The 23,770-nt window shown below is 62.0% G+C and carries 11 protein-coding genes; 5 read left to right on the forward strand and 6 right to left on the reverse strand.

The genetic code is table 11. The features are described from left to right. Positions 1-480: 480 nt before the first annotated feature. From GOALK_RS18365 to GOALK_RS18380, 4 genes are all read left to right on the forward strand, one after another. Entirely contained in the window at positions 481-3,213 is a 2,733-nt protein-coding gene (locus GOALK_RS18365; RefSeq protein WP_006360331.1) for a hypothetical protein, read from the forward strand. Further along, positions 3,210-4,742, forward strand: a complete 1,533-nt coding sequence (locus tag GOALK_RS18370) for an AAA family ATPase (protein ID WP_006360332.1) — start codon at positions 3,210-3,212, stop codon at positions 4,740-4,742. Before GOALK_RS18365 ends, GOALK_RS18370 begins: the two co-directional genes overlap by 4 nt. Positions 4,743-4,917: 175 nt before the next feature. Then, positions 4,918-7,065, forward strand: a complete 2,148-nt coding sequence (locus GOALK_RS18375; protein WP_006360333.1) for a site-specific DNA-methyltransferase — start codon at positions 4,918-4,920, stop codon at positions 7,063-7,065. Then, a complete protein-coding gene (locus tag GOALK_RS18380; protein WP_006360334.1) occupies positions 7,062-9,671 on the forward strand; it encodes a DEAD/DEAH box helicase family protein in 2,610 nt (869 codons plus the stop codon). The genes GOALK_RS18375 and GOALK_RS18380 overlap by 4 nt, the downstream gene beginning before the upstream one ends. 68 nt (positions 9,672-9,739) lie before the next feature. Here the strand turns inward: GOALK_RS18380 and GOALK_RS18385 are convergent, their stop codons facing one another. Then, positions 9,740-12,649: an ATP-dependent DNA helicase gene (locus GOALK_RS18385; protein ID WP_157139172.1), complete on the reverse strand. Its 2,910-nt coding sequence runs from the start codon at positions 12,647-12,649 to the stop codon at positions 9,740-9,742. Positions 12,650-12,896: 247 nt separating this feature from the next. Next, on the reverse strand, positions 12,897-14,060 hold the full coding sequence (locus GOALK_RS24680) for a 5-methylcytosine restriction system specificity protein McrC (protein ID WP_081474367.1): 1,164 nt from the start codon (positions 14,058-14,060) through the stop codon (positions 12,897-12,899). On the opposite strand from GOALK_RS24680, the gene GOALK_RS18390 reads away from it, so the two are divergent. Continuing rightward, positions 14,046-15,299, forward strand: a complete 1,254-nt coding sequence (locus tag GOALK_RS18390) for an IS256 family transposase (protein WP_006360337.1) — start codon at positions 14,046-14,048, stop codon at positions 15,297-15,299. The genes GOALK_RS24680 and GOALK_RS18390 overlap by 15 nt on opposite strands. A gap of 343 nt (positions 15,300-15,642) precedes the next feature. Here GOALK_RS18390 and GOALK_RS18400 read toward each other — a convergent pair whose 3' ends face one another. The 4 genes from GOALK_RS18400 to GOALK_RS18415 all read right to left on the reverse strand — a co-directional run bounded on the left by GOALK_RS18400 (position 15,643) and on the right by GOALK_RS18415 (position 23,684). Beyond that, entirely contained in the window at positions 15,643-17,448 is a 1,806-nt protein-coding gene (locus tag GOALK_RS18400; protein ID WP_006360339.1) for an AAA family ATPase, read from the reverse strand. A 535-nt stretch (positions 17,449-17,983) separates the two neighbouring features. Then, the gene (locus tag GOALK_RS18405) at positions 17,984-21,328 is read right to left on the reverse strand and encodes an ATP-binding protein (protein ID WP_006360340.1); all 3,345 of its coding nucleotides are present in this window, start codon (positions 21,326-21,328) and stop codon (positions 17,984-17,986) included. Then, the gene (locus GOALK_RS18410; protein ID WP_006360341.1) at positions 21,325-22,167 is read right to left on the reverse strand and encodes a DUF4194 domain-containing protein; all 843 of its coding nucleotides are present in this window, start codon (positions 22,165-22,167) and stop codon (positions 21,325-21,327) included. The genes GOALK_RS18405 and GOALK_RS18410 overlap by 4 nt, the downstream gene beginning before the upstream one ends. Beyond that, positions 22,164-23,684, reverse strand: coding sequence for a DUF3375 domain-containing protein (locus tag GOALK_RS18415; RefSeq protein ID WP_006360342.1), 1,521 nt, complete (start codon positions 23,682-23,684; stop codon positions 22,164-22,166). The genes GOALK_RS18410 and GOALK_RS18415 overlap by 4 nt, the downstream gene beginning before the upstream one ends. Positions 23,685-23,770: the final 86 nt, after the last annotated feature.

Genomic DNA, 23,770 nt, shown 5'->3' on the forward strand with positions numbered 1-23,770 from the left:
TCAGCGGCAGCCGGTACTCGAGAAGTAGCTCAGCCTGGTCCAACCCGGCGTCTTCGAGGTCGCTGACCAGTACTGCGACGCTGCGCTCCCATGAGCGCACTTCGGCCTTCGACGCGTGGTAGCCGTACTCGAAGAAATGTTGCTCGGTCAACTTAGGGATCAGAGTGTTAGCGGTGATCTGGGCGCGAACGCCCAACACCGAAGCTCGAAACAGAGACATGCGGCTCCAGGAAGACACGACGAACTTCCCGCTCGGGTTGGAGCCTTGTCACGATGACGCGTCTGTCGGGCCGTAGCGGATGACGGTGTCCACGATAGTGGCTGACGCCGACAGAATTGGTTCGAGCACCCGGCGGTTCGGACATCCCTCCGACCCGACACGCAAATGCTCACGATTGTCGTAACGATCGGTTAGCTTCCTGTCGACGTAACTTCTGCGTACGGGCGAACGGACAGACTCGAAGATGAAAGATTGAACTAATGGCGTTGCAAGTTGTCGGCGGAGGGTCGAGTGCCGTCGCGTCCTCGTCTCACGCCGCGTGTGCCCGCTTCCGCGGCACCGATCCGCTGATCACAGGCTTGACTCGCCGCAATCTCGCTACTGCAGTCGGGTTTGACGACGCCTCCGGCGCGATCCCGCAGGCACGGTGGATGCGCGCGATGACATTCGAGCGGCTGGTGCGCAACGAGGACTTCGCCGGACGAATCGCCACACGGACTGTAGGTGCGCTTAACCTCGACCGACCGAAGGAAGTGGTCACGGTCGACGCGCACTCCAACCCTGACACCACCGCGAAGGTGCTCGTCGCAGCGCACGAGCGTGCCGTAAACGAACAGTCCGTGACCCTCGTCTACCAACTCGCGGTCCCATTCGTCGGCTTCGAGGAGCACGACGCTACCGATGTGAAGCCCGATTTCGCTGTCGTCGCGCCATCTGTCGACGACCCGACCGCGTCGTGGCTGGTTATGGGCGATGCAAAGGATTACGAGCGGGTTCGCTCGCGAATCGACGACGCGCGAATGCTCAAGGGCTTCCTTCAGGTGGCTGTCGGCGCAGAATCCGCGCGCGCGTGGTCTCGGCTGCCAGTCGACATGTCTGTCCACACTTTCGGGGTACTTGCCGTGCCACGCAACGCGTTCCTCCAGCCGGAGGCGATTGTCGAGAACCTTCATGACTACGCCGAAGAGGTCAACCTCCGCATCGACGAGCGCCGACGCGAAGCGGCTCAGTCCGGCTACGCCGCTGGCCAAGACGTCAAGCCATATGTCGAGCACCTCCAGGCCGCCTTCGACCCGACCTCGTGTCCGACTTGCACGCTCTTCACCTACTGCCGCGACGAATTACGTCGCTCGACTGTAGCTGGCGATTTGCTGATCGAACTGGGCATAGCCCGACGGCTTCGGAACGCAGCCCTCGGTCTCGTCGACGGTGTGACGGATGTCGGTCGCGTGCCCGCGTCGACGGCGGCGAACATCGAGGCAACGCTTAGCGGCGTCGCACAGCATTCTGGCCAGCTTCGCATCGACCAGGCCGGAAAGCCCGGGACGATCAATGTAGTCCTCGCGAAGTCAGACGCGGCAGCGATCGGCCTGCACGGAATTGGCGTGCAACGAGTTACGACAAGCGGACGAAAGGACTGGCAGTTCACTGTCTTCCAAGACCCGCAAGCGTCCGACACTCGGCGTCGAGCGATGCGGATCATCGGGAAGACGCTCAACAACGCAATCGGCGAGCAACAACGGGCGGCCGGTGTCGGCCAGCCCGACTCCGTGCACCTGGTGGTGCCCGACCAGGCGACTGCCGACGTGCTCGTCACGATCGCGGACAACCTTGCTGGTGTCGAACTGAGCCGCTTGCGGTGGAGGCGCGACGAGCACCAGGGCCGCCCCGCGCTCACCTACGACGGAGAACCGGCAACCATTCCGCGAGCGATCACCGAGGGCGAACGTACTGCGATTGCGTTTCTCCTCGAAGACGACCGCTCGCGCGGATTCTCCCTGCGTTGCCCCATCATCGATGCTCGCGAAGTACTCACGCGGCACTTCGTGGCTGGTGGCCCCTCGGTCAATGCGGGCCGTCTCGACTACCTAGTCGGTTGGGCCGAAGCACGGAAGTCCGGGCCGCTCGATCACAGGGTGTTCGCAGACGAGATCGAAGCTTCCGTACACACTCCGGGCGCACGCCTCACTAACTCAATGTCCGATGCAATCCACGGAGCATTAGTCGGAAAGCGCGGCAAATCCGGATCCGGCGACGCGGCTGACCCCGAGTTGTACGAGAGGCTCGTTCTCGAGGAGATGCAGTACAAAGCGCGGGCGATTGAACGCGCTCTGGACGCTCTGGAAGCTATCGAGCCGTCGACACTGCGCGCCGCGTATCGCGCGGTTGAGTCTGACGCGCAAGAGGTATGGCGCCGGCGCTTGACGCTGCACGCGTCGGACCTCGTGCGATTCGGCCGTACTTACCGTCCCTGGCGGAACTCGCTCGTGCCGATGCTCGAGAGTGACGGCAAGTGTGCGTCTCAGTTACTCCTCTTGTGCAATCCGCAAGCGGCGCGCGACATGGCCTCGGATGCCGGTAATCGATTCGTCGCATCTGCCACCGTCGTGTCGGCTGCGCCGCTCGTCCTCGACGTCGACTCCCGGAGGATCGTTGACGGGTCGCGGATCGTAATGGTGACTCGGAACGGGATGGCCTGCGTCGAGATGACCGAAGTAACTCTCGACGCACCCACCGGCGGAAAGTTCAAGATCGACGGCCTGTCGATCGGCCCCCTCGCGACGGACGCCCCAGACATCCCGACAATAATGCGGTGGACCCCTCAGACGACACCACAACTGGAAGTCGGCGACTCGCTCGTCGTCGCCGACTTCGCCTGGTTCGACAAGCTCACCGGCAACCGCAAACTACCGGTGTGCAAGCCAAAGTCCGATACCACGTCGGCGCCTACGCCAGATTGCCGGTTCGACTCGTACGAGTTTGACCCTGTCGCGCACAGGTGGTGCTGCCGTTCCCACGAGATCAGCGAGGCCGAGTTCTCCGACCTGCTCGCGGAACGACGCGCACGAGGTGAACTGAACCCCGAAACGTGGCCGCCGGTGCGCGACGATGACGCGTTCGAGGTAGTCGCCGTTGGTGCGTCCGAGGGAAACGCCTATGTAGTCGCGCCGGAGACAGTGCCTGCCCACCAGACCATGGATGACATCGAATGAGCGCGCAGCAGATTGAAGAGGCGAGCCACTTCCAGGAACCGCTTGACGTTGCAACCAGCGCCAAGCACCACGAGGACGCAGCCGTACTCAACGAGCACGTCACCGACGAGGCCAGTGTCGAACTCGCCGCCATGCTGTCTGGCACGTCGATGAACGAACGGATTTTGTTGAAGGCCGCGGCCGGAGCGGGCAAGTCGTACGCGCTGAAACGACTCGTCGTGGAGGCGACTCAGCACGCTCCGGGGCATCGAGTCGCGATAACCGCATTTACGAACAAACAGGTTCGACCGCTCGCCGTCTCGCTCGCGGAGTCCCTTGGGAAGGACGCTGTTGCCCTACTTGCGGGAAAGGATGCCTACCTCGACATCCCGCAAGAGGTTCTCAACGCCGCAACAGTGGTGACGTCAACGACTAATCTGCCACTAAATGTGCAGGTTGTGATCGGGACGGTGGCACGGTTCGGCGCAATCTCAGAGCGTAAGAGACTCCTCGATCACCTCGGCTCGGCATCGGACAGCGATTCTCCGTTCGACGTGTTGTTCGTCGACGAGGCGTGGCAGATCGCACACCACCTGTTCGATCAGATCACGAAACTCGCTCCGATCTGGGTTGGTGTGGGCGACGTCGGACAATTGCCGCCCCTCGAGATCGGGCAGAACCCGTGGCGTGGCGATCCCGCCTATAACCCATACCGCGCGTGGCCGACCGAGTACGACCACGATGCCGGCACATGGTCACGCGAACTCCCGACGGTGTGGCGCCCAGCGGCCGGCCACCTCGCCCTTTGGCGCGCCTTCTACCCCGAATGGGAGGGCTCTCTCGACTGTGTCGCGGCTCCAGGCGACCGCTCGATCGATTTCGGACCGATGGACGACGGCGCGGCCGAGATCTGGAGGCAAGTCGGCACGGGTGTGCCAACTTTGCTCGAAGTTGGCGGATTACCCGAAGCAGAAGCAGCCGACATCGACTTGCCGCTAATGACCTTCCTCGAGGCCTTACTCGATGAGTTCCTCGCTGCCGAGCCGACGCTGACGTCCGCCGTGTATGACCGGGACGTCTCAGGTAGGCCGACGGGCTGTTGGGACACGGTAACTCTGCGCGGCCCTCATTCGGATCCTCTAATCACCATCTTGGCAACGCGTAATCAATCCGTGGACGATGCAACCGAAGTCGTTCTACGGCTGCAAGAGCGGCACAGCTTGACCGACCGTGACATCGTCGCTTCCACTGTTGATTCGTGGCAGGGCCAGACGAACGGCATCACGATCGCGGTGCACCCACTGAACGGCGCAGCCGAGCTAGACGAGTTCAACTCCGCGTTCGGCCGTCTCGCGGTCGCGTGCACCCGCGCGACTCACGGCCTTCTCATGCTGACTCGCCCCGGACTCGACGATCTGCTTGCCGAGGCGCCGGCTCGCCCAGGCACACCGTTCGGTGAACCAGGTACTCGTCAGCTGCCTCGGCAGACACACGCACGAATCCTCGCGACATTTGCTCGAAGCGAAATAGACGTATCGGAGCACGGATGAGCTCGGTCTGGCAGATCAAGCAAGGCCGGAACTCAGACCAACGCCATCTCGAGCACGTAGATCCGGACAGCCGCCGGCCGTCGGTGCCCACGGCCCTTTTGCGACCTACCGCCGCATCCGGCCTCGTCCCCGGGGCCGTCTCAGTCACTCCGACCCAGTAGGAAAGAATCGACACGTGTCACGTCTCAACGACCTCCTTCGTCAAGTCGCCAACAGTGATCCCCAACTGGCCAAGGATCTTCGACGCGAAACGGATGCGCTCGCAGACCGTCGTGCCTTCGGATTGAACTTCGAGCGGCACACTCCAGAGGCGGTGGAGCTGCCGGGTCGACCAGTACGAAAGTCCGACAAGGTCCGCATACTCCCTGAGCGCGGAAAAATGCCAACGAAAGAAGACGAGCGGCTGTTCCGGGTCACGAAGGTGTACTCAGAGGGCGGTGACCGATGGGCAGATGTCACCGCGGTAGATAGCCCCCACGATGCGTGGTCTGTAAATGTCGACGACCTCATCGTCGTCGCCGAATTCCGTGACCCGATCTACCCCGGGCTAGTCTCCAGCGGAAAGGTAGAGCAAGGCGGAGACAAGCCGTACCACATCGTCATTAACTCGGAAAACTACCACGCTCTCCAGGCGTTACTCTTTACTCATCGCGGAAAGATTGACTGCATCTATATCGATCCGCCGTATAACACCGGTGCCAGAGACTGGAAGTACAACAACGACTACGTCGCGAGTGACGATCACTACCGACACTCGAAATGGCTCGCTTTCATGGAACGCCGCCTACTTCTCGGGAAGGAGCTGTTAGCAGATGACGGCGCACTCGTTGTCACTATCGACGAGCACGAAGTTCATCGCCTCGCGTTACTTGTAGAGCAGATTATGACCGGATTTACCGTGCAAATGGTAACAATCGTAAATAACCCGAAAGGCGTAACTCAGGGATATCTCTCACGAGTCGAAGAGTACGCGATCTTCTGTTTTGCCCCCAACTTTAAGATGCCGACCGTTCCAGATGATTTGCTAACGCACAAAGAGGTCAGCGAAACTGCGGATGGGCGAATCCGCCCTCGATGGAAGGGACTTTTGCGATCGGGAGACGATTCGCGGCGTGAGGATCGCGAGCATATGTTCTATCCTGTGTGGTTAGATCCCAACACTCGACGACTCATTCGTGCTGGCGATTATCTGCCCCTCGGAGAGAGCCCGAACTTTCAGTTGAAGGACCGGCAGGGCAACGCAGTGGCGTGGCCAGTTCGTAAAGATGGCTCACTCGGCCGATGGGGCGTTGGTACAGACACATTGAACAAACTCATAGAACAGGGTTTTGCATCGTGCGGTCGGTTTGACAAGAAGCGGTCTACATGGGGCATCTCTTACTTATCGGAAAACGTTCGGGCCGAGTTGGCAGATGGGCTTCTGGAGGTCTTGGCCAGGGACGAAGTCACGGGTGTGGCTGATGTTGTTTACGTGGATACAGCGTCTCGGCGGGCTCGGACTGTATGGCACAGATCGAGTCACGACGCTGGAGCGCATGGAACCGACCTCCTTGGCGACTTTCTAGGGTCTGGCCGCAGTTTCCCATTCCCAAAGAGCCTCTACGCGGTCGAAGACACCGTTCGCCTACTTGTTGCGCGAAAACCGCATGCAGTTGTTCTTGACTTCTTTGCGGGTTCAGGAACAACAGCGCACGCGGTCATGCGACTCAATCGTCAGGACGGAGGTCAGCGCGTGTCGATTTCGGTCTCAAACAACGAAGTTTCCCCGGATAGACAAATCGAACTCCGAGCGGAAGGCGCACGTCCCGGCGACCCAATATGGGAGTCCAACGGACTTTGCGAATCAATCACGAAATCTCGTGTCCGAGCTGCCCTCCAAGGGCAGACACCCGAAGGCAGGGCTGTGGAAGGCCTGTACAAGTTCGTCGATGAGTTTCCCAAGTGTGAGGGATTCAGCGAAAATGCCGAGTTCTTTACCCTCACCTACGAATCCGCTATGCGAGTGGCATCCAACCGAGAGTTCGCCAAGATCGCTCCGTTCCTCTGGCTACGCGCGGGGGCACGCGGGCGCCGCATCGATGACATCTCGGCTGGATGGGATGTCGCAGATACGTACGGCGTGATCGCAAACCTCGACCTAAGTGAGCCGTTTATCAAAACCGTTGAAGCGCAAGAAGGTCTGACCCACGCGTTCATTGCGACGGACGAGGATCGGCTCTTCGAGGCGATGGTTCGACTGCTACCGGAACACGTTGAGCCGGTACGTTTGTACTCGTCGTACCTGCGCACTTTCGAGATTGAAGCCGGGAGGGCCGCGCGTTGAAGTTCACACTAAAGCCGTACCAGCGATCAGCACTCGAAGATATGCTTGCGACACTCGAGCGCGCGAAGACGATTCACGAACGCGAGGCAGTCCCGACCTCGGTGTCGCTGTCCGCAACCACCGGCGCCGGAAAAACGGTGATTGCGGCAGCGGTAGTCGAGTCACTGTTCTACGGCAACGACGATTATAACTTCGAACTGGACGACGGCGCCGTCGTCGTCTGGTTCTCGGACCAACCAAACCTCAATCAGCAGACACGGTTCCGCATTATGGAGGCGTCCGACAAGGTTGTGTCGACGGACCTCGTGACGATCGAGTCGACGTTTTCGCGACCAAAGTTCGACGCCGGGAAAGTGTATTTCCTCAATACCCAGAAACTCTCCAAGTCGTCGCTTCTGACCCGCGGTCACGAGGCTGTTGCTGAGCAAGATGTGTTTGAAGGAATGCACAGGTCCGTGCAACCCGATATGCAGGGCTACACGATATGGCAGACCATCGCCAACACTATCGAGGATCCAGATCTGACTCTGTATCTAATCGTCGATGAGGCTCATCGTGGGTTTGGTACGAAAGCAACTAGCGACAAGTCCACGATCGTCCAAAAGCTGATCAATGGACATGCGGGGTATCCTCCGGTGCCAATCGTGTGGGGGATTTCGGCTACGATTGGCGATTTCCGAGAAGCGATGGACGATGCTGATGTGTCGGGCGACCGCCGCTACCTGCCGCCGGTCCAAGTCGATGGTTTCCAGGTGCAGGAGTCTGGACTCGTCAAGGATGTCGTCAAGGTTGACATTCCTGCTGAAGCGCAGGCCATCGACATGGTCTTGGTACGTCGAGGCGCAAGGAAGCTCAAGCACTCGTCCGAGAGGTGGCAATCGTACTGCGAGACACAGCGACTGCCCGACGTCGTCAAACCGTTGATGGTCCTGCAGGCTCCCAACACGCCGGACCACGACAAGATCGGCGAGGCACTCGACGTCATCTTCGACGTCATGCCCGAGTTGGGCTCCGCCTCAATCCGACATGTCTTTGATAAACACGCTATGCAGACATTTGGGGCCCACCAAGTTCATTGGATCGAACCGCAACTGGTCGAAGATCGCACAGATGTCCGAATACTGGTCGCAAAGGACGCGATCTCCACTGGATGGGACTGTCCGCGTGCGGAGGTGTTGGTGTCATTTCGCCCTGCTGTTGATCACGACCACATTCAGCAATTGCTTGGTCGAATGGTACGTACTCCCCTCGCCCGCCGAGTTCCAGGCGACGACGAACTAAACTCGGTAGACTGCCTGTTGCCGTTCTTCGATCGAAAGACCGCCGGCGATGTAGTTCGGCTGCTAACCGCCCAGATCGACGGGGTCCCCGAACCGACCCGAAGGATAGTCCGCGACGAGTGCCTCATGACACCGAACAAATCAGTTCCGGAGACAGTCTGGCGCGTGTGGGACAACTTACCGTCGATGACAATCCCGCAGCGTGGTACATCTCCTGTTAAGCGGCTCGCGACTCTCGCGCTTTCCCTGTCGACCGACGGTGTGAGGCCGGGAGCGCTGGCCGAGGTGTCTGGTCAGTTACATGGCTTGCTCGATGAGGCGGCTGTGTCGTACAGCAGCAAAGTAAAAGCATCGATTGAAGAAGTCTTGGCTGTGCGGCTGCAGCAGATCTCGGCTAAGTTCGGCGCCAAGGGTGTTGAGTACGCCGACATCGTCGAGGTGGCTGACGAACGGGCAATTCGCGCTGCGTTCGAGGACGCTTGCAAGGCTTTCGGCGCCGACATCGCGCACGGTTACGTCGATTATCTGACGAGGGCCGACGACAGCGACGACGCGCTCCGCGAAGCGTTCATTCGAACCGCAGCTCTAGCCTGTGTGCCGGAGATACGCGAGGCGGTCGACAAGAAGTCCGACCAGATCGCGACAGAGTTGTTTGACGAGCACGCTGATGCCATCCAAGAACTGCCCGACGATCGTCAGCAGGAATACCGCGACATCAACGCACTCGCAGCGACACCTCAGATCGAACCACTCGGGCGGCCGCGCACCCGTATCGAAGACTACGTCGACGAGAACGAGGACGGACAGCTCTTTCGCGCTGAGTTGGTGAAGTTGCACCTCATGTCGGACGAGAACGGCGATGCGCCGATTACAAAGTTGAACGAGTGGGAAGCCGAGATCGTCAAGCACGAGATCGCGCGTAACGGTGCGCTTGGCTGGTATCGGAACCCTCCGCGTCAGACGGCTGACTCACTCGGAATCGCTTATCGCGACGAGACGACCGGAAACTGGCGATCGATGCACCCGGACTTCATCTTCTTCCACGAGATCGACGGCGAAGCGAAGGCGTCAATCGTCGACCCACACGGTCACCATCTCGATGACTCATTCGTGAAGCTTCAGGCCCTCGCTACCTTCGCCGAGGAGCACGGCACCGCATTTCATCGAATCGAAGCCTTGAGCAAAGTCGGTAGCGTGATGAAGATGCTGGACCTGAAGGACGAGGACGTGCGCGCCGGCATCAATGCGGGCCGTCGTTCTGTCGATTGGCTTTACAGCTCCCAGTTGGCGAGCAACTACTACGCCGAGAACAAGGTCAAGAACTGACTTCTAGCCTGGGCTGTTGGGTCGCTGCGGGACGAAACCTTATTTGTGCGTGTGTCATCTGCAGATGATTACGGTCTCGCGGCGGCCGAGCAGACGTGGCGCACGTCGCACTGGTTGCATTTCCTCCGGTCTGGTTTCGGCTTAAATTCGCGGCGGCGCAGGCTGTCCGCTGTCGCGATGATCAATTCTTCGGCTTCGCCAATCGAGTCCGCGTCGACTTGAACGTCATATCGCTTCTCCGCCCCCAGATCCTGAATGAACGCGGCGCCGACGTCGAGGCCTTCTCGACGTCCTGCCTCGGTGTAGATCTGCAACTGGAGAGGGTCGATCTGCCCGCCGGTGGACGTCTTGTAATCCACGATCGCGAGGCGCCCGACTTTGCCGTCCTCATTGTCATAGATGACGTCGGCGCGGCCCGAAATCACCGCACCGTCCAGGTAAAGCTCGAATGGCCGCTCAGTCGCCCAGGTGCGTAACAAGTCTCCCGAGTAGTCGCTGACGTACCTCATCACGAGTCGGCGCGCCTTGTCACGCATCTGCTTGTGGCCGGCCTTATTCGCATATGGGAGGAAGAATTCGAAGTTGAGCAGCTCGTCTATCTGCTTTCGTGTCGGCACCACGCCAGTCGCCTGTGTGCGCTCCGCCAACACTCGCATCGTGTGGTGCACGGCATTGCCGTACCCGAGTTCCTGCTGAATAGTTGGCATGAACCCGAGCTCGTTCTTGAGTAAGTAGCTGCGCGGACACGCCTGGTACAGCGCGAGTTCGCTATACGTGATCGCGAGGTCGCTCTCCGAAGCAGTTCCCTTGCCGGTCACCGACGTCGGGACGCCGGCCTTGGCGTAGGCGTTTGCGACCTCGTCGTAGTACGGAGAGGCGTTGCGGTTCTTGCCGGCTCCTGTCAACGAAAAACTGGACAGCAGTACCGCATCGCGAGCGCGCGTGATTGCGACGTAAAACAGTCGTCGCTCGTCATCGTCGGTGCCTTCGTAGCGTTGCCGGTCAAAACGACCGAGCAAGTCTTGGGGAAAGTCTTGCGAGCGACCGTTTCGGCTCGATGGAAACCGGGTCTTCACGAGTGATGGCAAGAACACGACCGGCCATTCCAGACCCTTCGACCCATGCACAGTGCCAAGGGCGACACCGTCGTCCAGATGCCCTTCCTCGCCGGCGAAATCGTCGTAGCTTCCCACCGCGTAGTTGGTGAGCAGGATCGCGAGGTTCTTGTAAAACCACAGTCCGCCGCTTCGGCCGCCGACCTGTTCCCCCGGGTTATTCGGGTCTTTGCGCGCTCGCCAGCTGACGCCCTCGTAGTCTGCGAGTACCGTCGTGAAGCGCGCGATTGTCCCGAGTCGATTGCGCGTCGTCTCGTCGGAGAGATCCCACGTATTTACACCAAGCAACTCCATCAACCCATAGAAGTCACGAACGAGGCTTTCGTTGAAGTCGCTGTCACAGGCTTTCTGCTTCCACGCCTCGAGGTGGACCGACAGCGCTGACTGTTGATTGTCAGAGAGAGCGAACGTCGTGGTGTAGCTGTCGAGCAGTCGCTCCAGTGTGATGATTTCTGGCTGTGCGTACTGTGCCGGGCGCCAGCCGATATCACCGATCCAAGCGTACGTCTCGCCGAACACTCGGGGCTCCGACTGCGCGAATAGCCCTGATCGTCCGCCTGCCTGTACAGGGATTCCGGCCTTCTCGAGGGCGTCCATGATCGCTGGATACGACGAACGGCCCCGCACGAGTATCGCAATATCGCGGTATGCGAGTCCGCCCGAGTGGAAGTCGCGGATCTGCCTCGCGATCTCGATCGCAGCGTCAGCCTCGTCTCCTGGGTCGCGAACGATCGCGACGCTCGGGCCGTCCGCCGTTCGGTGCGGGAGCATTTGCTTGTCTATGCGGCCGGAGATCGTCTGTGCGAAAAGGTTCGCGACCTCGACGATGCCTGGCCGCGAACGACGGTTAGTGAGGAGCTTGAACTGAGCCACGTCTGTATACCGGTCGGCGAAGGTGACGATGTTCTGCACAGATGAACCGCGCCACTGGTAAATTGCTTGGTCATCGTCACCCACGACTACAACGTCTGCGTTGCCGTTTGGCTTCGCGAGCAGTTCGACGAGCCGTTCTTGAGCTGGGTTCACGTCCTGGTACTCGTCGACGATCAGGTGCCGCAGAGGTGCGCTGACTGCGGCATGGACCTCGGAATCGGCGAGTGCCTCGACGGCCCGCACAATCTGGGTCCCGAACGACATGAACTGGTAGCGGTCGAGCGCCGCGTAGTACGCCAGCACGGCGTCCTTGAAACTGCCCGCCGGGAGTGTGGCAACGTCGATCAACTCGTTCTCTATGACGTCGATGCCCCGCTGGAACCTGTCAATGTTCTTGAACGTGCCGTCGGTCGGCGCGAGGTCCTTAATTCCGATCAGACGATTCTGTTGATACAGGAAGTTGGTCAGCTGGTTCGCATCGAGCGGCGTGTAGGTCTCGTACCGCGGCACGTAGGTCTGCAGCATGCGAAAGCAGTACGCGTGAATCGTGCCGACGAACAGACGCCCGAGTTGATCAGTTGCAGCAGCACCCATTCGGGCTGTCACCCGCTCCCGAATGCGGTCCTTCAGCTCCGCGGCCGCCTTTTCCGTAAACGTGAACGCGACAATCGACTCTGGGGGCTCGCCGTCAGCAAGGAGGGAAGCCACCCGCTGCGATACGACCTCCGTCTTGCCGGAGCCGGCCGCCGCGATGATCTGGATGTGGCTCCCACGGTGCGCCACCGCTTTCGCCGCATCACCTTCAAGTTTCGGAATATCTGCTGTGCTTGCTGTCGGGCCAGCCGTGACCGGGCCTACCCGAGCTCCGGGTTTGACGGAAGCCGGGGGCGGCGCGACACCGCGTGCCGATCTCGCCGGTGTTGGAGTTGCGACGAACGGCTTCGGGACGGGACGTGGCGGCTGCGAGGGAGACACCCACTTGAACTTCACGTCATCAGCCTCCTCGTCGCCCCTGGGTCATCGTATCGGCCTCAGGTTCTTCGCTGACGGTAAGGACGCGAGAACTGTAAGAGCGATCCCTCACGACGCGCGCCTGGCAATGATCCTCGCGACGGTCTCTCGGCTGCCATTCCCCACGCACGGCCGAAGACGACCGACGCTTTGGTGACGTGCGAACATCATCCTCCTAGCGGAACTAACCATCCAGCCATCACGGTTTCTACCGACCGGGGGAGCCTTATCCCCGAGAGAACGGACCGACGATTGCCCTCAACGCTGCCGCACAGAGGGTCTGCTCTGTCGGTAGCCGCATGAAATGCACGATGTTGCCCTGCGATGTCTTCCACGGTCCGAGGGCCTCTGCTCGAACGTCTAGATCCATCTCAGATGTTGCTGGATAAGCGAGAAGCCCAAGAGGTGGTGGGAGCCCTGCCTTCGAGTTTGTCGCTAGGTAGGCAGCTAGCTGGTAAAGGTCCCCTCGATCGGGATCTCGCCGGTCGTTCGTCAATCGCTTGTATTTCGCATCGATGATAGCCAATGGGCTGCTGGCTGGACCGACGGTTATGTCTGGGAGCAACCGGCCGAGGCCGAACGTACCGTTTCGAGTCGATCGCAAGAAATACGACTTGTCACCTCCGAGGTTGCCGTGTGCCACCGTCTCGCTCGCGAAGGCCTCCCGTGCGCAGGCGAGGACGAATAGCTCCCATAGTTCTGCAACGTCGATCAGCATGCCTTCGATGCTGTCTCCCGCGGGAGTGTTCTGAATGCCTCCGAAATGAGCTATACGCCAAGATAGTTCAGCTGTTTGCTTGAAGGGCAGGCGGATCGGCGTGTATCGCACACTATCTAGCTGGCGTCGTTTTGGTAGACGAGGGCGATTGCCGGTGCTGTGGCGCAAACGCATCACGATTTCCTCCACCCGGGGCCCTCTCCAGTCGGGTGCCCACGAATCGAGAAGACCGCCCAGCACATTATCCGCAGCCACGATCGACCGGCTTACGGAGTTATCCAACGACTTTTGACGCTCCGTCCAGGCAACCGACGCGACACCGCGGGCCGCGAAACCAGCCGTGCGCTTCCCGTTGATACGCCCTTTGACTGTCGTCCCGGAGGCATCGACTTCGCGTCGAAACGTCGGCAGACCGTGCTGCGACGACTGAGTAACCGAGTTAGCCCACAACCTTGCTATAACAGGCGCAACCAGCAGATCGGGCGACTCCCCCAGCGATGCCGTCTGCTTGATCGCAACGACGCCAGTAGTGCCCCATAGAGTGGTGTAACTCGGTGGCCGAGATCGTGTCTGACGCTGTGTTGTTGACCGATGCAAAGCGGCCACCGCGTGATCCTTCGAGTCAAGCTTCCACAGAATCCTCGAGGAGTCATCGCGATGACCGCACCCCATATTGTCGACCCTGCCGGCCTACTCGGCCAAGCCCTCGCAGACGCGTCACCGGATCTGATGCGCGAACTGCTACAGACTATGATCAACGCCCTGCTCTCGGCGGATGCCGACGCCGTGTGCGGTGCCGAATGGAACGCACGATCTGCCGAACGCACCAACCGCCGCAACGGCTACCGTCACCGCCCCCTCGACACCCGGGTCGGCACCGTCGACGTCGCCATTCCGAAGCTACGCTCGGGCAGCTACTTTCCCGAGTGGCTCCTCGAACGTCGCAAGCGGGCCGAGTCAGCGCTGATCACCGTCGTGGCCGACTGCTACCTGGCCGGTGTATCGACCCGCCGGATGGACAAACTGGTCAAGACACTCGGCATCGACTCACTGTCGAAGTCGCAGGTCTCACGCATGGCCGAAGACCTCGACGAGCAGGTCGCCGCATTCCGGCACCGCCGCCTCGACGAAGCCGGACCGTTCACCTTCGTCACCGCCGACGCGTTGACGATCAAAGTTCGTGAGAACAAGCAGGTCGTCAAGGCCGTCGTGCTGCTGGCGACCGGCGTCAATGGCGACGGCCACCGCGAGGTGTTGGGCATGCAGGTGGCCACCAGTGAGACCAAGGCATCGTGGAACACCTTCTTCGCCGACCTGGTGGCCCGCGGCCTGGGCGGGGTGCGCTTGGTGACCTCCGATGCTCATGCCGGGCTCATCGAGGCGATCGCAGCGAACCTGCCCGGCGCGGTATGGCAGCGCTGCCGCACCCACTACGCCGCCAACCTCATGGCAGTGTGCCCCAAGTCCATGTGGCCGGCGGTAAAAGCGATGCTGCACAGCGTGTATGACCAGCCCACCGCCACCGCGGTGCACGAGCAGTTCGACCGGCTCCTCGAATACACCGACGGCCGATTGCCCGAGGTCGCCGACCACCTCGGCGACGCCCGCGAGGACCTGCTCGCCTTCACCGGGTTCCCCGACGACGTGTGGCGCCAGATCTGGTCTAACAACCCCACCGAACGGCTCAACCGCGAGATCCGCCGCCGCACCGACGTTGTGGGCATCTTCCCCAACCGCGACGCAATCATCCGCCTCATCGGCGCCGTCCTGGCCGAACAGACCGACGAATGGGCCGAAGGCCGCCGCTATCTCGGACTCGAAGTCCTCAGCCGCTGCCGACTTACCCTGACCACCGACACCCCAACACCGACGGAGGCGACCACCGATCCACTGATGCAACTACCCGCCTGACCCCCCGAAGGATCAGAAACGAGTTACACCACTACTCGGGGCTTGACCACGACGCCCGTGACCCCAGTCATCCACCTACCGATCGTGTCGATTCCCAATCGTGGGTTGATCGTGAGGACCCGATTACCTCTTCGGAGTTGCCCGATGTAGCGGCCAGCACGCCAACCCGAACCGAACCGTTCGATAACCGATCCTGGAATCTCGTCCGGGTGGCGGTGAGCGAATGGCACTACGAAAGCGTCCGGGTGTGCCACCTTTGCAAGGTCGGCAAGCCACATGTCGTCTTCGGCGGTTAGGACGGTCCTCGGTCCGTCGAGATCGAGGAATTCGATGATTCTCTGAGTCATGGCCTGGTGAGGAACGCTCTCTCGAGGCGTTCCATCTCCTGGTCCCGATCTTCGACACTGGCCAAGTACTGCTCTAACAACGGCCGGAGACTCAAGTTCCATAAACCTCTCAATGAAGGGCGTGGCTCATTCTTCGGCGTCCACAGGTAGGTGCCGGAATTCGGTTTCTTGTTAAGTGTTCCCAGCCAAAGTATTAAGAACTCAGTAATTTCGGCGAAATACGTATGACCGATCTCAAACTCGGTACCTAAACCGCGGATCTTCGATATCTCTGCATTCAAGTTACTCGCACACTCACCTAGTGCCGTAATCTCCTCCTCCAATTCAGCATATGTAGTCCTGGATACAACCTTACTTACATTTCCGTGTTCCGCGTTCCAGCGATGCATCACGATCTCGGCGAGAGACTCTTTGTCGAATCCGACCGCGCGCCAAAGAAATCTGCGCCGCAGAGCGAAGTCCAGCGACTCGACCGACTGGTCGATGTCGTTCATCGTGCCGATCAGGTAGAGATCGGCGGGTAACGAAATTTCGCCGATACCCTGCTCACCATGCGATGGCAGCCTACGGGTCTCACCCCGCTTATCACGTTCGAGAAGGCTGAAGAGCTCACCAAGCATCGCTGAGAGATCCGTCCGGTTAATCTCGTCAAGTATCAGCACGATCGGCAGCGGATCGCAGCCGACAGGGAGCACCTGATTCTTCAGCTTGTCCAAGACGGTGAAGATCTCCCCCCTCTTCCAAGTGGTCTTACCGTCTTGCAGATTTAGTCCGACGACAAAATTGGAGTAGTCCCACCCCGGGTGCAACTGCAGTTCGTGGATGTTGGTTCCGACAATCTTGTCAACGGTTGTGGCATTACTAAAGTAGGTATGAGCCCCCCACCGCACCAGCGCTTCGCGGCGAATAAGCGATTCGGCGATCTTCTTCGCCGTATAGGACTTTCCGGTGCCTGGAGGCCCATACAAACAGAGATTCTTCTTCCACCTCAGTGCCTCCAGCTCGCCGACGTTGTCGTCGTCGGTAGGCCGCCAGACGGCGAGGAGCGGTGGGCTGTAGAACTCTACGCGACCAGCCGGGCCAATAATCCCCTTCTCCTCGAGGTTTCTAACAACCTTGCGTAGCTGCTCGTCGGGGTGCGCGCCTTGGTCTGCCACAAATTCCGAGAAGGTCGATATTAGTTGACGCCTGTGATTCCCCGCCGCGACCGAGACGTATTCAGTCGGAATCAAGAAGTGCAACAGCATATTGCGCGCTGCGCCGAGGCTACGGTCGGTTGAGTCCGCAAACTTCGTAAGTTTTTCGGGGTCCGCGGTGATCTTCTCAAGCTCGTCCAGGTCAAGCTGCTTCGCACGGTGCGCGAAATCTATCAAATACCCGACGTGGAGGTCCGGGCGTTGGAGGTAGTTCTGCCCCGGTCGCCATGGGCCTCTCCTAAGCGCCTCAACGACGTCGCCCTCCGGAAGGTTCTCGCCGAGGATCCGTTCGATCGTTGAACGCTTGCGGGACCAACCAACGACGCTCGTATGCGGTACCAGATAATACAACCAAAGTACCTCGGCCGCTGTGACTCTCACGTCCGACTCGGAGTTTGCGAGCTGCTCGTCCAGTTTGTCGACGAACGAGCCGCTGCCTACCAGCGGCTGATGGTTGAAGACTTGGTCGAGCTCCGCAAGGTTGGAAAGACTCCACGCTGCGCGGTCAGGGAATAGCAGAGAGTTACCACCAAATAGGCACCGCGCTTTCCACAGACTGGTGGTGTCATAGACCGGCTGTACTCTCGGGTTGCCGTAAGGATCCATAGGCCATCTCTACGTTCCCGTAGCGATGCAGTCAACAGTCCGCTTGCTGTTTCGTGCCGACCACCTGGCGCGTTCGCGGTCCCACTAGCTTTAGCACCGCCAAAATCGTCCGTACGGACGAAACTGCCCGGTCGCTCGGACGTCCGCACGGTTCGCCTCCATCGTGACGAACCTCAGCTGAGTTTTGGCGTGAATTACACAGGTCGTCTCTTCAAATGACCCGGGAAGCACACAGACCGTACTCGGGTCGAGGTCGAACGATTCCCAAGTGTGCGTGAGTACCTGCTCCGCGGTCGCGTTCTACCTCATCCGCGAGCATCGGCAAGGTGTCGCTTAAAAACCTCTGATGGTGGAACATCTCGAGATCATCGGTGTAGCCGATGCCATCGACGAACTCCCTCCGGCACGAATGAAGACCGCACCGCACCCCCGGCTCGTCCTACCGACTGGACATCCGCTGCACACCGCGAGGAATCAATTCTGCTTAGAGCTCCCGCTCTTCGGCGGGTGCCAGCATCTCCGGCACAGGACTCCCCTACACCGACAACTGACTCCCCGACCGCCGCAACTCCGAGAACGCCTTGATCGTCGTCGACGTCGCGGTCGCGATCGGCCGCAGATCCGATCCTGCCTCAACCTTCGACACCATCACCACGTTGTCCACGTACGGCTGGATCGTGCTCGTGTTCTGCACCGTCGCCACGATGATCAGCTGGAACCCGAACTTGCGGAACGCACTCAGCGCCTGCTGGGCGAACTGCGGGTCGGACTTGGAGAACGCCTCGTCGAGCATCAGCTGCGCGAAGATCGGTCGGTTGTCGTTGCCGTGCGGGCTGGCCAGGTTGAAGCTCAGCGCACCGGCGAGACAGAAGGCCATCAGCTTTTCCTGCTCGCCACCGGAGTTGTCACCGGCGTTGGAGTAGGTGCGGATGGTCTCGCCGCTCTCGGCGTCGTGCTCCTCGCAGTAGAAGTCGAAGCGGTTGCGCACGTCGAGAGCGTCACGCGTCCACTGGCGGTCCTCCGGGGTGTTGCCGGCGAGACGTTCGCGCAGCAACAGGATGTCGGAGTACTGCTCGAGGATGGCCTGTTCGTCGCCGAAGCTGACCGCCGTTGCGCGGGTGGAGATCTGGCGGGCCTTCTCGGTCAGTTCCTCGACCGCGGCGAGCTTCTTGCGGCCTGGGACCAGTCGCAGGCGGGTGCCGCGGTTGAACGCCACCGCGCCGAGACCAGTGTTGACGCGCTCGATCTGCTCGACGATCCGTCGTTCCTCGGCGTCGGCAGCCATGTGCAGGCCAAGGATCGCGCCCGGCGCCTGCTCGGTGATCAGGCGGCGCATCCGCTCGTAGGCGGACGGCAGTTCCCGTTCGTCGATGCGGCGGCAGACGGCGACGTAGTCGTGGATGCGCTCGTCGAAGTCGTCGCTGTCGTTGGGGATGGCGTCGGGGAATTCCTCGTCGTAGGTGTCGAGGATCCGGGCCAGCTCATCACGGGAGCGTCGGGCGTCGGAGCGCATGCGGTCGCGCTCGCGGCCGGCGGCCTTGACGATCTCCTGGCGGTACGGCTCGGGGTTGAGCACGTCGAGGGTCGCCGAGAGATCTTCGCGGAAGCCGTCGAGGGTCTTTTCCGCCTGCGCGGGAACGTCTTCGGGCTTCAGCCGGTCGATCAGGTCGAGCAGCTGGGTGCGGCGCTCGTCCTGGCGGGCGATCTTGTCCTTGACCAGCGCGGCCTGCGAGATCGCGTTGCGGACCTGCTCCCAGAGGTCTTCGGCCTTGCGCTGCAGGGCTTCGACGTCGGGGTGCTCCTCCATGAGGAGGTCGTACTGGTCGGTGAGCTGGTCGACGCGATCATCGACGGAGTCGACGTCGATCTCGTTCCACTGCGTGAACTGCTCGCACACGCGGCGGTAGGCGTCGCGGCGTCGTTCCTTGGCGGAACGTTCGCGGTCGAGTTCGGCGCAGTCCTCGCGGGCGTCCTCGAAAGCGCGTTCCTCGTAGGCAAGTTCGTCGCGCAGCGCGGTGATCTTGGATTCGACGTCGCCGACGAAGATGTATTGCGACCGGCGCAGCTGCTGGCGGTCGTCCTTGACGGCGAGCTTCGCCGAGTCCTTGCGCAGGCCCTGGTCGGTGACGGCCTTGGCGTACTGCGAGAACTCGCCCGGGTTGTCGACGCACATGTGGTTGCCCAGGCGCGCGAGGATGGTCATCGCCTCGGCGGCACACGGGTGGCCGGGATCGACGGGACGCAGCTTGGACGCCAGGGTGCCCGGCTCGACGTCGGGCATCGGGCGGGTCTCGGCCTGGTGCAGCTGGATCCGGCCGCGCATGTCGTGCGAGTTGACGAATCGCAGCGCGGAACGGAAGTGCTTGTCCGGCACGAGGAGTCGCAGACCGGCGTTGCGCAAGACCTTCTCGACGGACAGGCGCCAGCGTTCCTCGTCGGGATCGAGTTCGACGAGTTCGGCGACGTACTTCAGCTCGGACTCGTCGATCTGCAGCGCGTGCGCGATGACGCGGCGCATCTCGTGTTCGGTGCGCGGCAGCGCGGACCCGGCCTGTTCGACGCGGCCGAGTTCTTCCTGCGCGGTGTCGCGGCGGCTGCGGGCGGCGACCTCGCGGGCCAGCGCCTCCGCGTAGTGGGCGCGGCCGGCCTCGAGCTGGCCGTCGATCTTAGTGGCCTCCTCGATGAGCTCCTCGCGCAGCGACCAGAAGCCCTCGGCGTTGGTCGGCGGGGAAAAGCCGAGTGCGGAGACCTTGTCCTCGTAGGAGTTTCGTCGTGCGGTGACCTCGGTGCTGAGTTTCTGTGCGCCGCCGAGCTGTTCGCGCAGCGGGGCGAGGTCGCCGGTGGAGGTGGCGATGCGGGCCAGCAGCAGGCTGTGGTCCTGGCGCAGCTGGTCGTGCTGGGTGGTCAGTGCGGCGAGATCACTGTCCATGCGGGTGATCTGGTCGTCGAGGTCGGCGACCTCGGGCTGCGCGTTGCGGATCCGCAAGTTGTTGACGTAGCTGCGGATGGTGGTGCTGTCGATGGTGTCGAGGACGCTGAAGGTCGCCGATTCTGCGGCGTAGCGCTCGTGGACCTCTTCGATGTTGCCGAGGATGGTGCGCTTGCGGCGCGCGACGTCGAGCAGCTCGCGGGCCTCGACGAGCGGGTCGATCTGCTCGAGGGCGTCGGTGATGCCGACGATGGAAGTCGGGGCGTCGAGCATGAACTCCCGCACGAACTGCGCGAGACCGCCGACGCTCTTGAGCGACTTGGCCTTTCCGAGGAGCTGCTGCGCGGCGTCGGAGCCGCGGATCCCGATGAGCGAGTACAACGTCGAGAGGTACTTGCCCTCGCCGGGTCCGCCGCGCCAGCCGCGGTCGCGGAACTTGGCCGAGTTGTAGTTGGCCGCGGCCCACTCGTTGCAGGCGTCGACGATGTCGGCGTCGCCGTCGTAGATGAAGTACGAGCTGTGCGCGTCGGTCATCTTGCCCGCGGCCAGCCACTTGAGGACCAGACCGGTGATGGCGGTGCCCGAGGTGGAGGTGTAGGTGACCGCGATGGCCGCCCACGCCGGGCCGGTGCCGCGCAGGTACATGATCTCGCGGTGCGCGTTGGTGCCGTCGCGCCGCTCACCCCACGCGCCGCGCACGTACTTGCCGACGGTGCGCTTACCGCTCGACGAGCCGGCGGCGGTGGCGTCGCCCGAGGCGTTGAAGTTGCGCCGATGGTCGGGCAGGAACGCCAGCGAGATGGCGTCGAGCAACGACGACTTACCCGAACCCGACGACCCGGTGATCAGAGAACCGTTGGAGCTGAACGGGATCGAGTGATACCCGTCGAACACGCCCCAGTTGATCAACTGCAACCGGGACAGGTGGTACTGGTCGACCTGCCCGCTCACCAGTCGTCTCCTTCGTCGTCGCTGTAGGCGTCCTCGGCATCGAGGTCGGTCGCATCGGCGGCCGCGCCCTCCGGTGGCTCCTCCCCCGTGTCGCCGGAACCGATGAACTGCTCGAACTGTCGCTGCAGGTCGGTGATCACCGACGCCGTCATCACCGCGGAGATCACCGGGCTGACGGTGAAGGTGTCGGCGTCGTCGCGCTGCTTGCGGAGGAACTCGAGTTCTTCCATCTTGTCGATGGCCCGCTCGATGCGCTTGTCGAAGAGCGCGAGGTCGCGGTCGATGGTGTTGGTGACGCCGGCGAAGAGTTCGTGGATCTCCTCGCGGGTGATCAGTGCATCCTCGTCGCGGGCGGCGCGGATGTACTTGGCGAGGTGCAACGCCAGGATGGCGTCGTAGGTGTGGACGGTCTCGCGCTTGAGAATGCGTCGGCCCCAACGAGAGTCGTAGCCCGCCTGCTCGACGAAGGCGACCTGCAGTTCGTCGACGAGGCGCAGACGGAGGTCGAGTTCGGACAGCCGGATCCGCAGGACGTCCTGGTACTCGGAGACCCACGACCACAGCTGCGGCTGCCGGTCACCGCTGACGTAGCGGCGGGCCAGCAGGTTCTGCAGCGCCCAGCAGGCGCGGTCGGGCATCTCGCTGACGTCGCCGTCGAAGCGGGGTGCGCTGGGTGCGTGCGAGGCGGCTCGGTTCGCGACGGTGGGGAGATCGTCGAATCCGGCGAGTTCGTCGGGGAGGTCGGGGCCCTTCGTGGCTCGCTGCGCTCGCACCTCAGGGAGCGAGGGGTCGGTCTCAGCGAGCGAGGGTTCCGTCTCAGGGAGCGAAGAATTGGTCATTCGGCGTCGACCTCCGCAGTCGGAATCGGTTCGGTGAAGGTCAGGTCGGGGACTTCGATGGCGTGGTCCTCCCCGAGGAGGGACCGGAAACGCACGGTGGTCATCGGCACGTTCTCCCCTGCTGCGGCCTGCTTCTGGGCCCAGGACCACAGCACGATGACGTGCGCGAGGTACGCCTCGTCGAGTCCTTCGATGACGTCGGTGAGCGCGACCGGTCCGGCGGCGACGGCGTTGTTCACGGTCTCGGTGAGTTCGACGGTGTCGACCTGGCCGGTCATCGAGGCGAAGGCGGCCAGATCGGCGTCGGCGCCACCGGCGGGCAGAGCCGGGGCGGGCGGGACGTGTTCGCGGATCTCGAAGGCGAGGCGGCCGATCGAGTTGAGGGTCGGGGCGGCCAGCGGCAGCTCGTAGCCGAGGCGACGGTCCGCGAGGGAGGTCTTGAGGAGGTCGTTGGCGGTGGCCAGGGCGTCGTTGAGCTGACGTGCCAGACCGCGGCTCTGCTCGAGGGTGCCCGACGCGACGAAGCGTCGAATCCGACGGGCGCAACGCTGACGGGTGCGGCCGACCTCGGCCATCTGCTGGGTGACCAGACCGAAGAAGTTGTCCATCACCGACCGCAGACCGGCGTCCATGCCGGGGAAGTTCTCGATGATGGTGTCGATGTCGACCTTGAGGCGGGCGCGACGCTCCGGGTCCTGGATCATCTGGGAAAACGCCTGGTACGACGCCGACTGCGACGACTGCAGTAGCGCCTCGTAGTCGTCGAAGAGCTGGCGCTGACGGTCGCGGTAGGCGAGGTCGGAGTCCCCCGGGTCGTCGAGCAGCGCGGTGGTGATGCGGTCGAGCATCGTGCCGTACTGGCCGATGTCGGAGATGATCTGCTCCATCTGGTAGCCGATCGCGCGGGCGGAGTCCTCGGCGACGCGGAGGTCGACCGGCGGTCGGCGGCCGGCTTCGAGGTCGGCGAGCTCGGCGTCGAGGTCGGACATCTGCGCCTCGAGCTCCAGGCGGATGGTCTCGGGGTCGTTGCTGACCTGTCCGGCGACGCGTCGGAGTTCGGCGGCGATACCGGTGATCGAGCCACCGGTGGCGATGGAGTCCTCGCGGCGCTGACGGCGCATGAAGTCCAGGACCGAGCGGGCCTCGCTGGTCAGATGGCAGAGGTTGGGGGCGTCGGGGTCGGTGGTGTCGGTGACGCGGTGCAGCCAGCCCTGACGGGCCCACAGCTTGACCAGCTCCAGGCCGGTGGGCTGGTCGTCGGTGAGGTCGAGTTCGGCGAGGTCGCGTTCGAGCCGCATCGTCAGCTCGACCTCCGACATCTTGGTGCCGTAGTCGAGGTGACGCTCCATCAAGGTGACGTAGAGAGCCGAATTGTTCGCGGCGAACAGCTTGACCGCCGCCGACTTCTGCAGCGCGCGGTTGGCCTCCAGGGCGTCACCCAGTGTGACCTGCACCGATTCCGACGGTACGACGGGTCGCCCGGCCTCGCGCTGAGCCGGGAAGGCAGAACTCTCCATCGCCGCCTCACGGGGATCTCGGGGACTACAGGACCCGCGACAGTCTGCCACGTCCGTCCGGGCGCACCCCAGTCCGGTGGTCGTGT

The organism is Gordonia alkanivorans NBRC 16433, from assembly GCF_000225505.1.
Lineage (GTDB): Bacteria > Actinomycetota > Actinomycetes > Mycobacteriales > Mycobacteriaceae > Gordonia > Gordonia alkanivorans.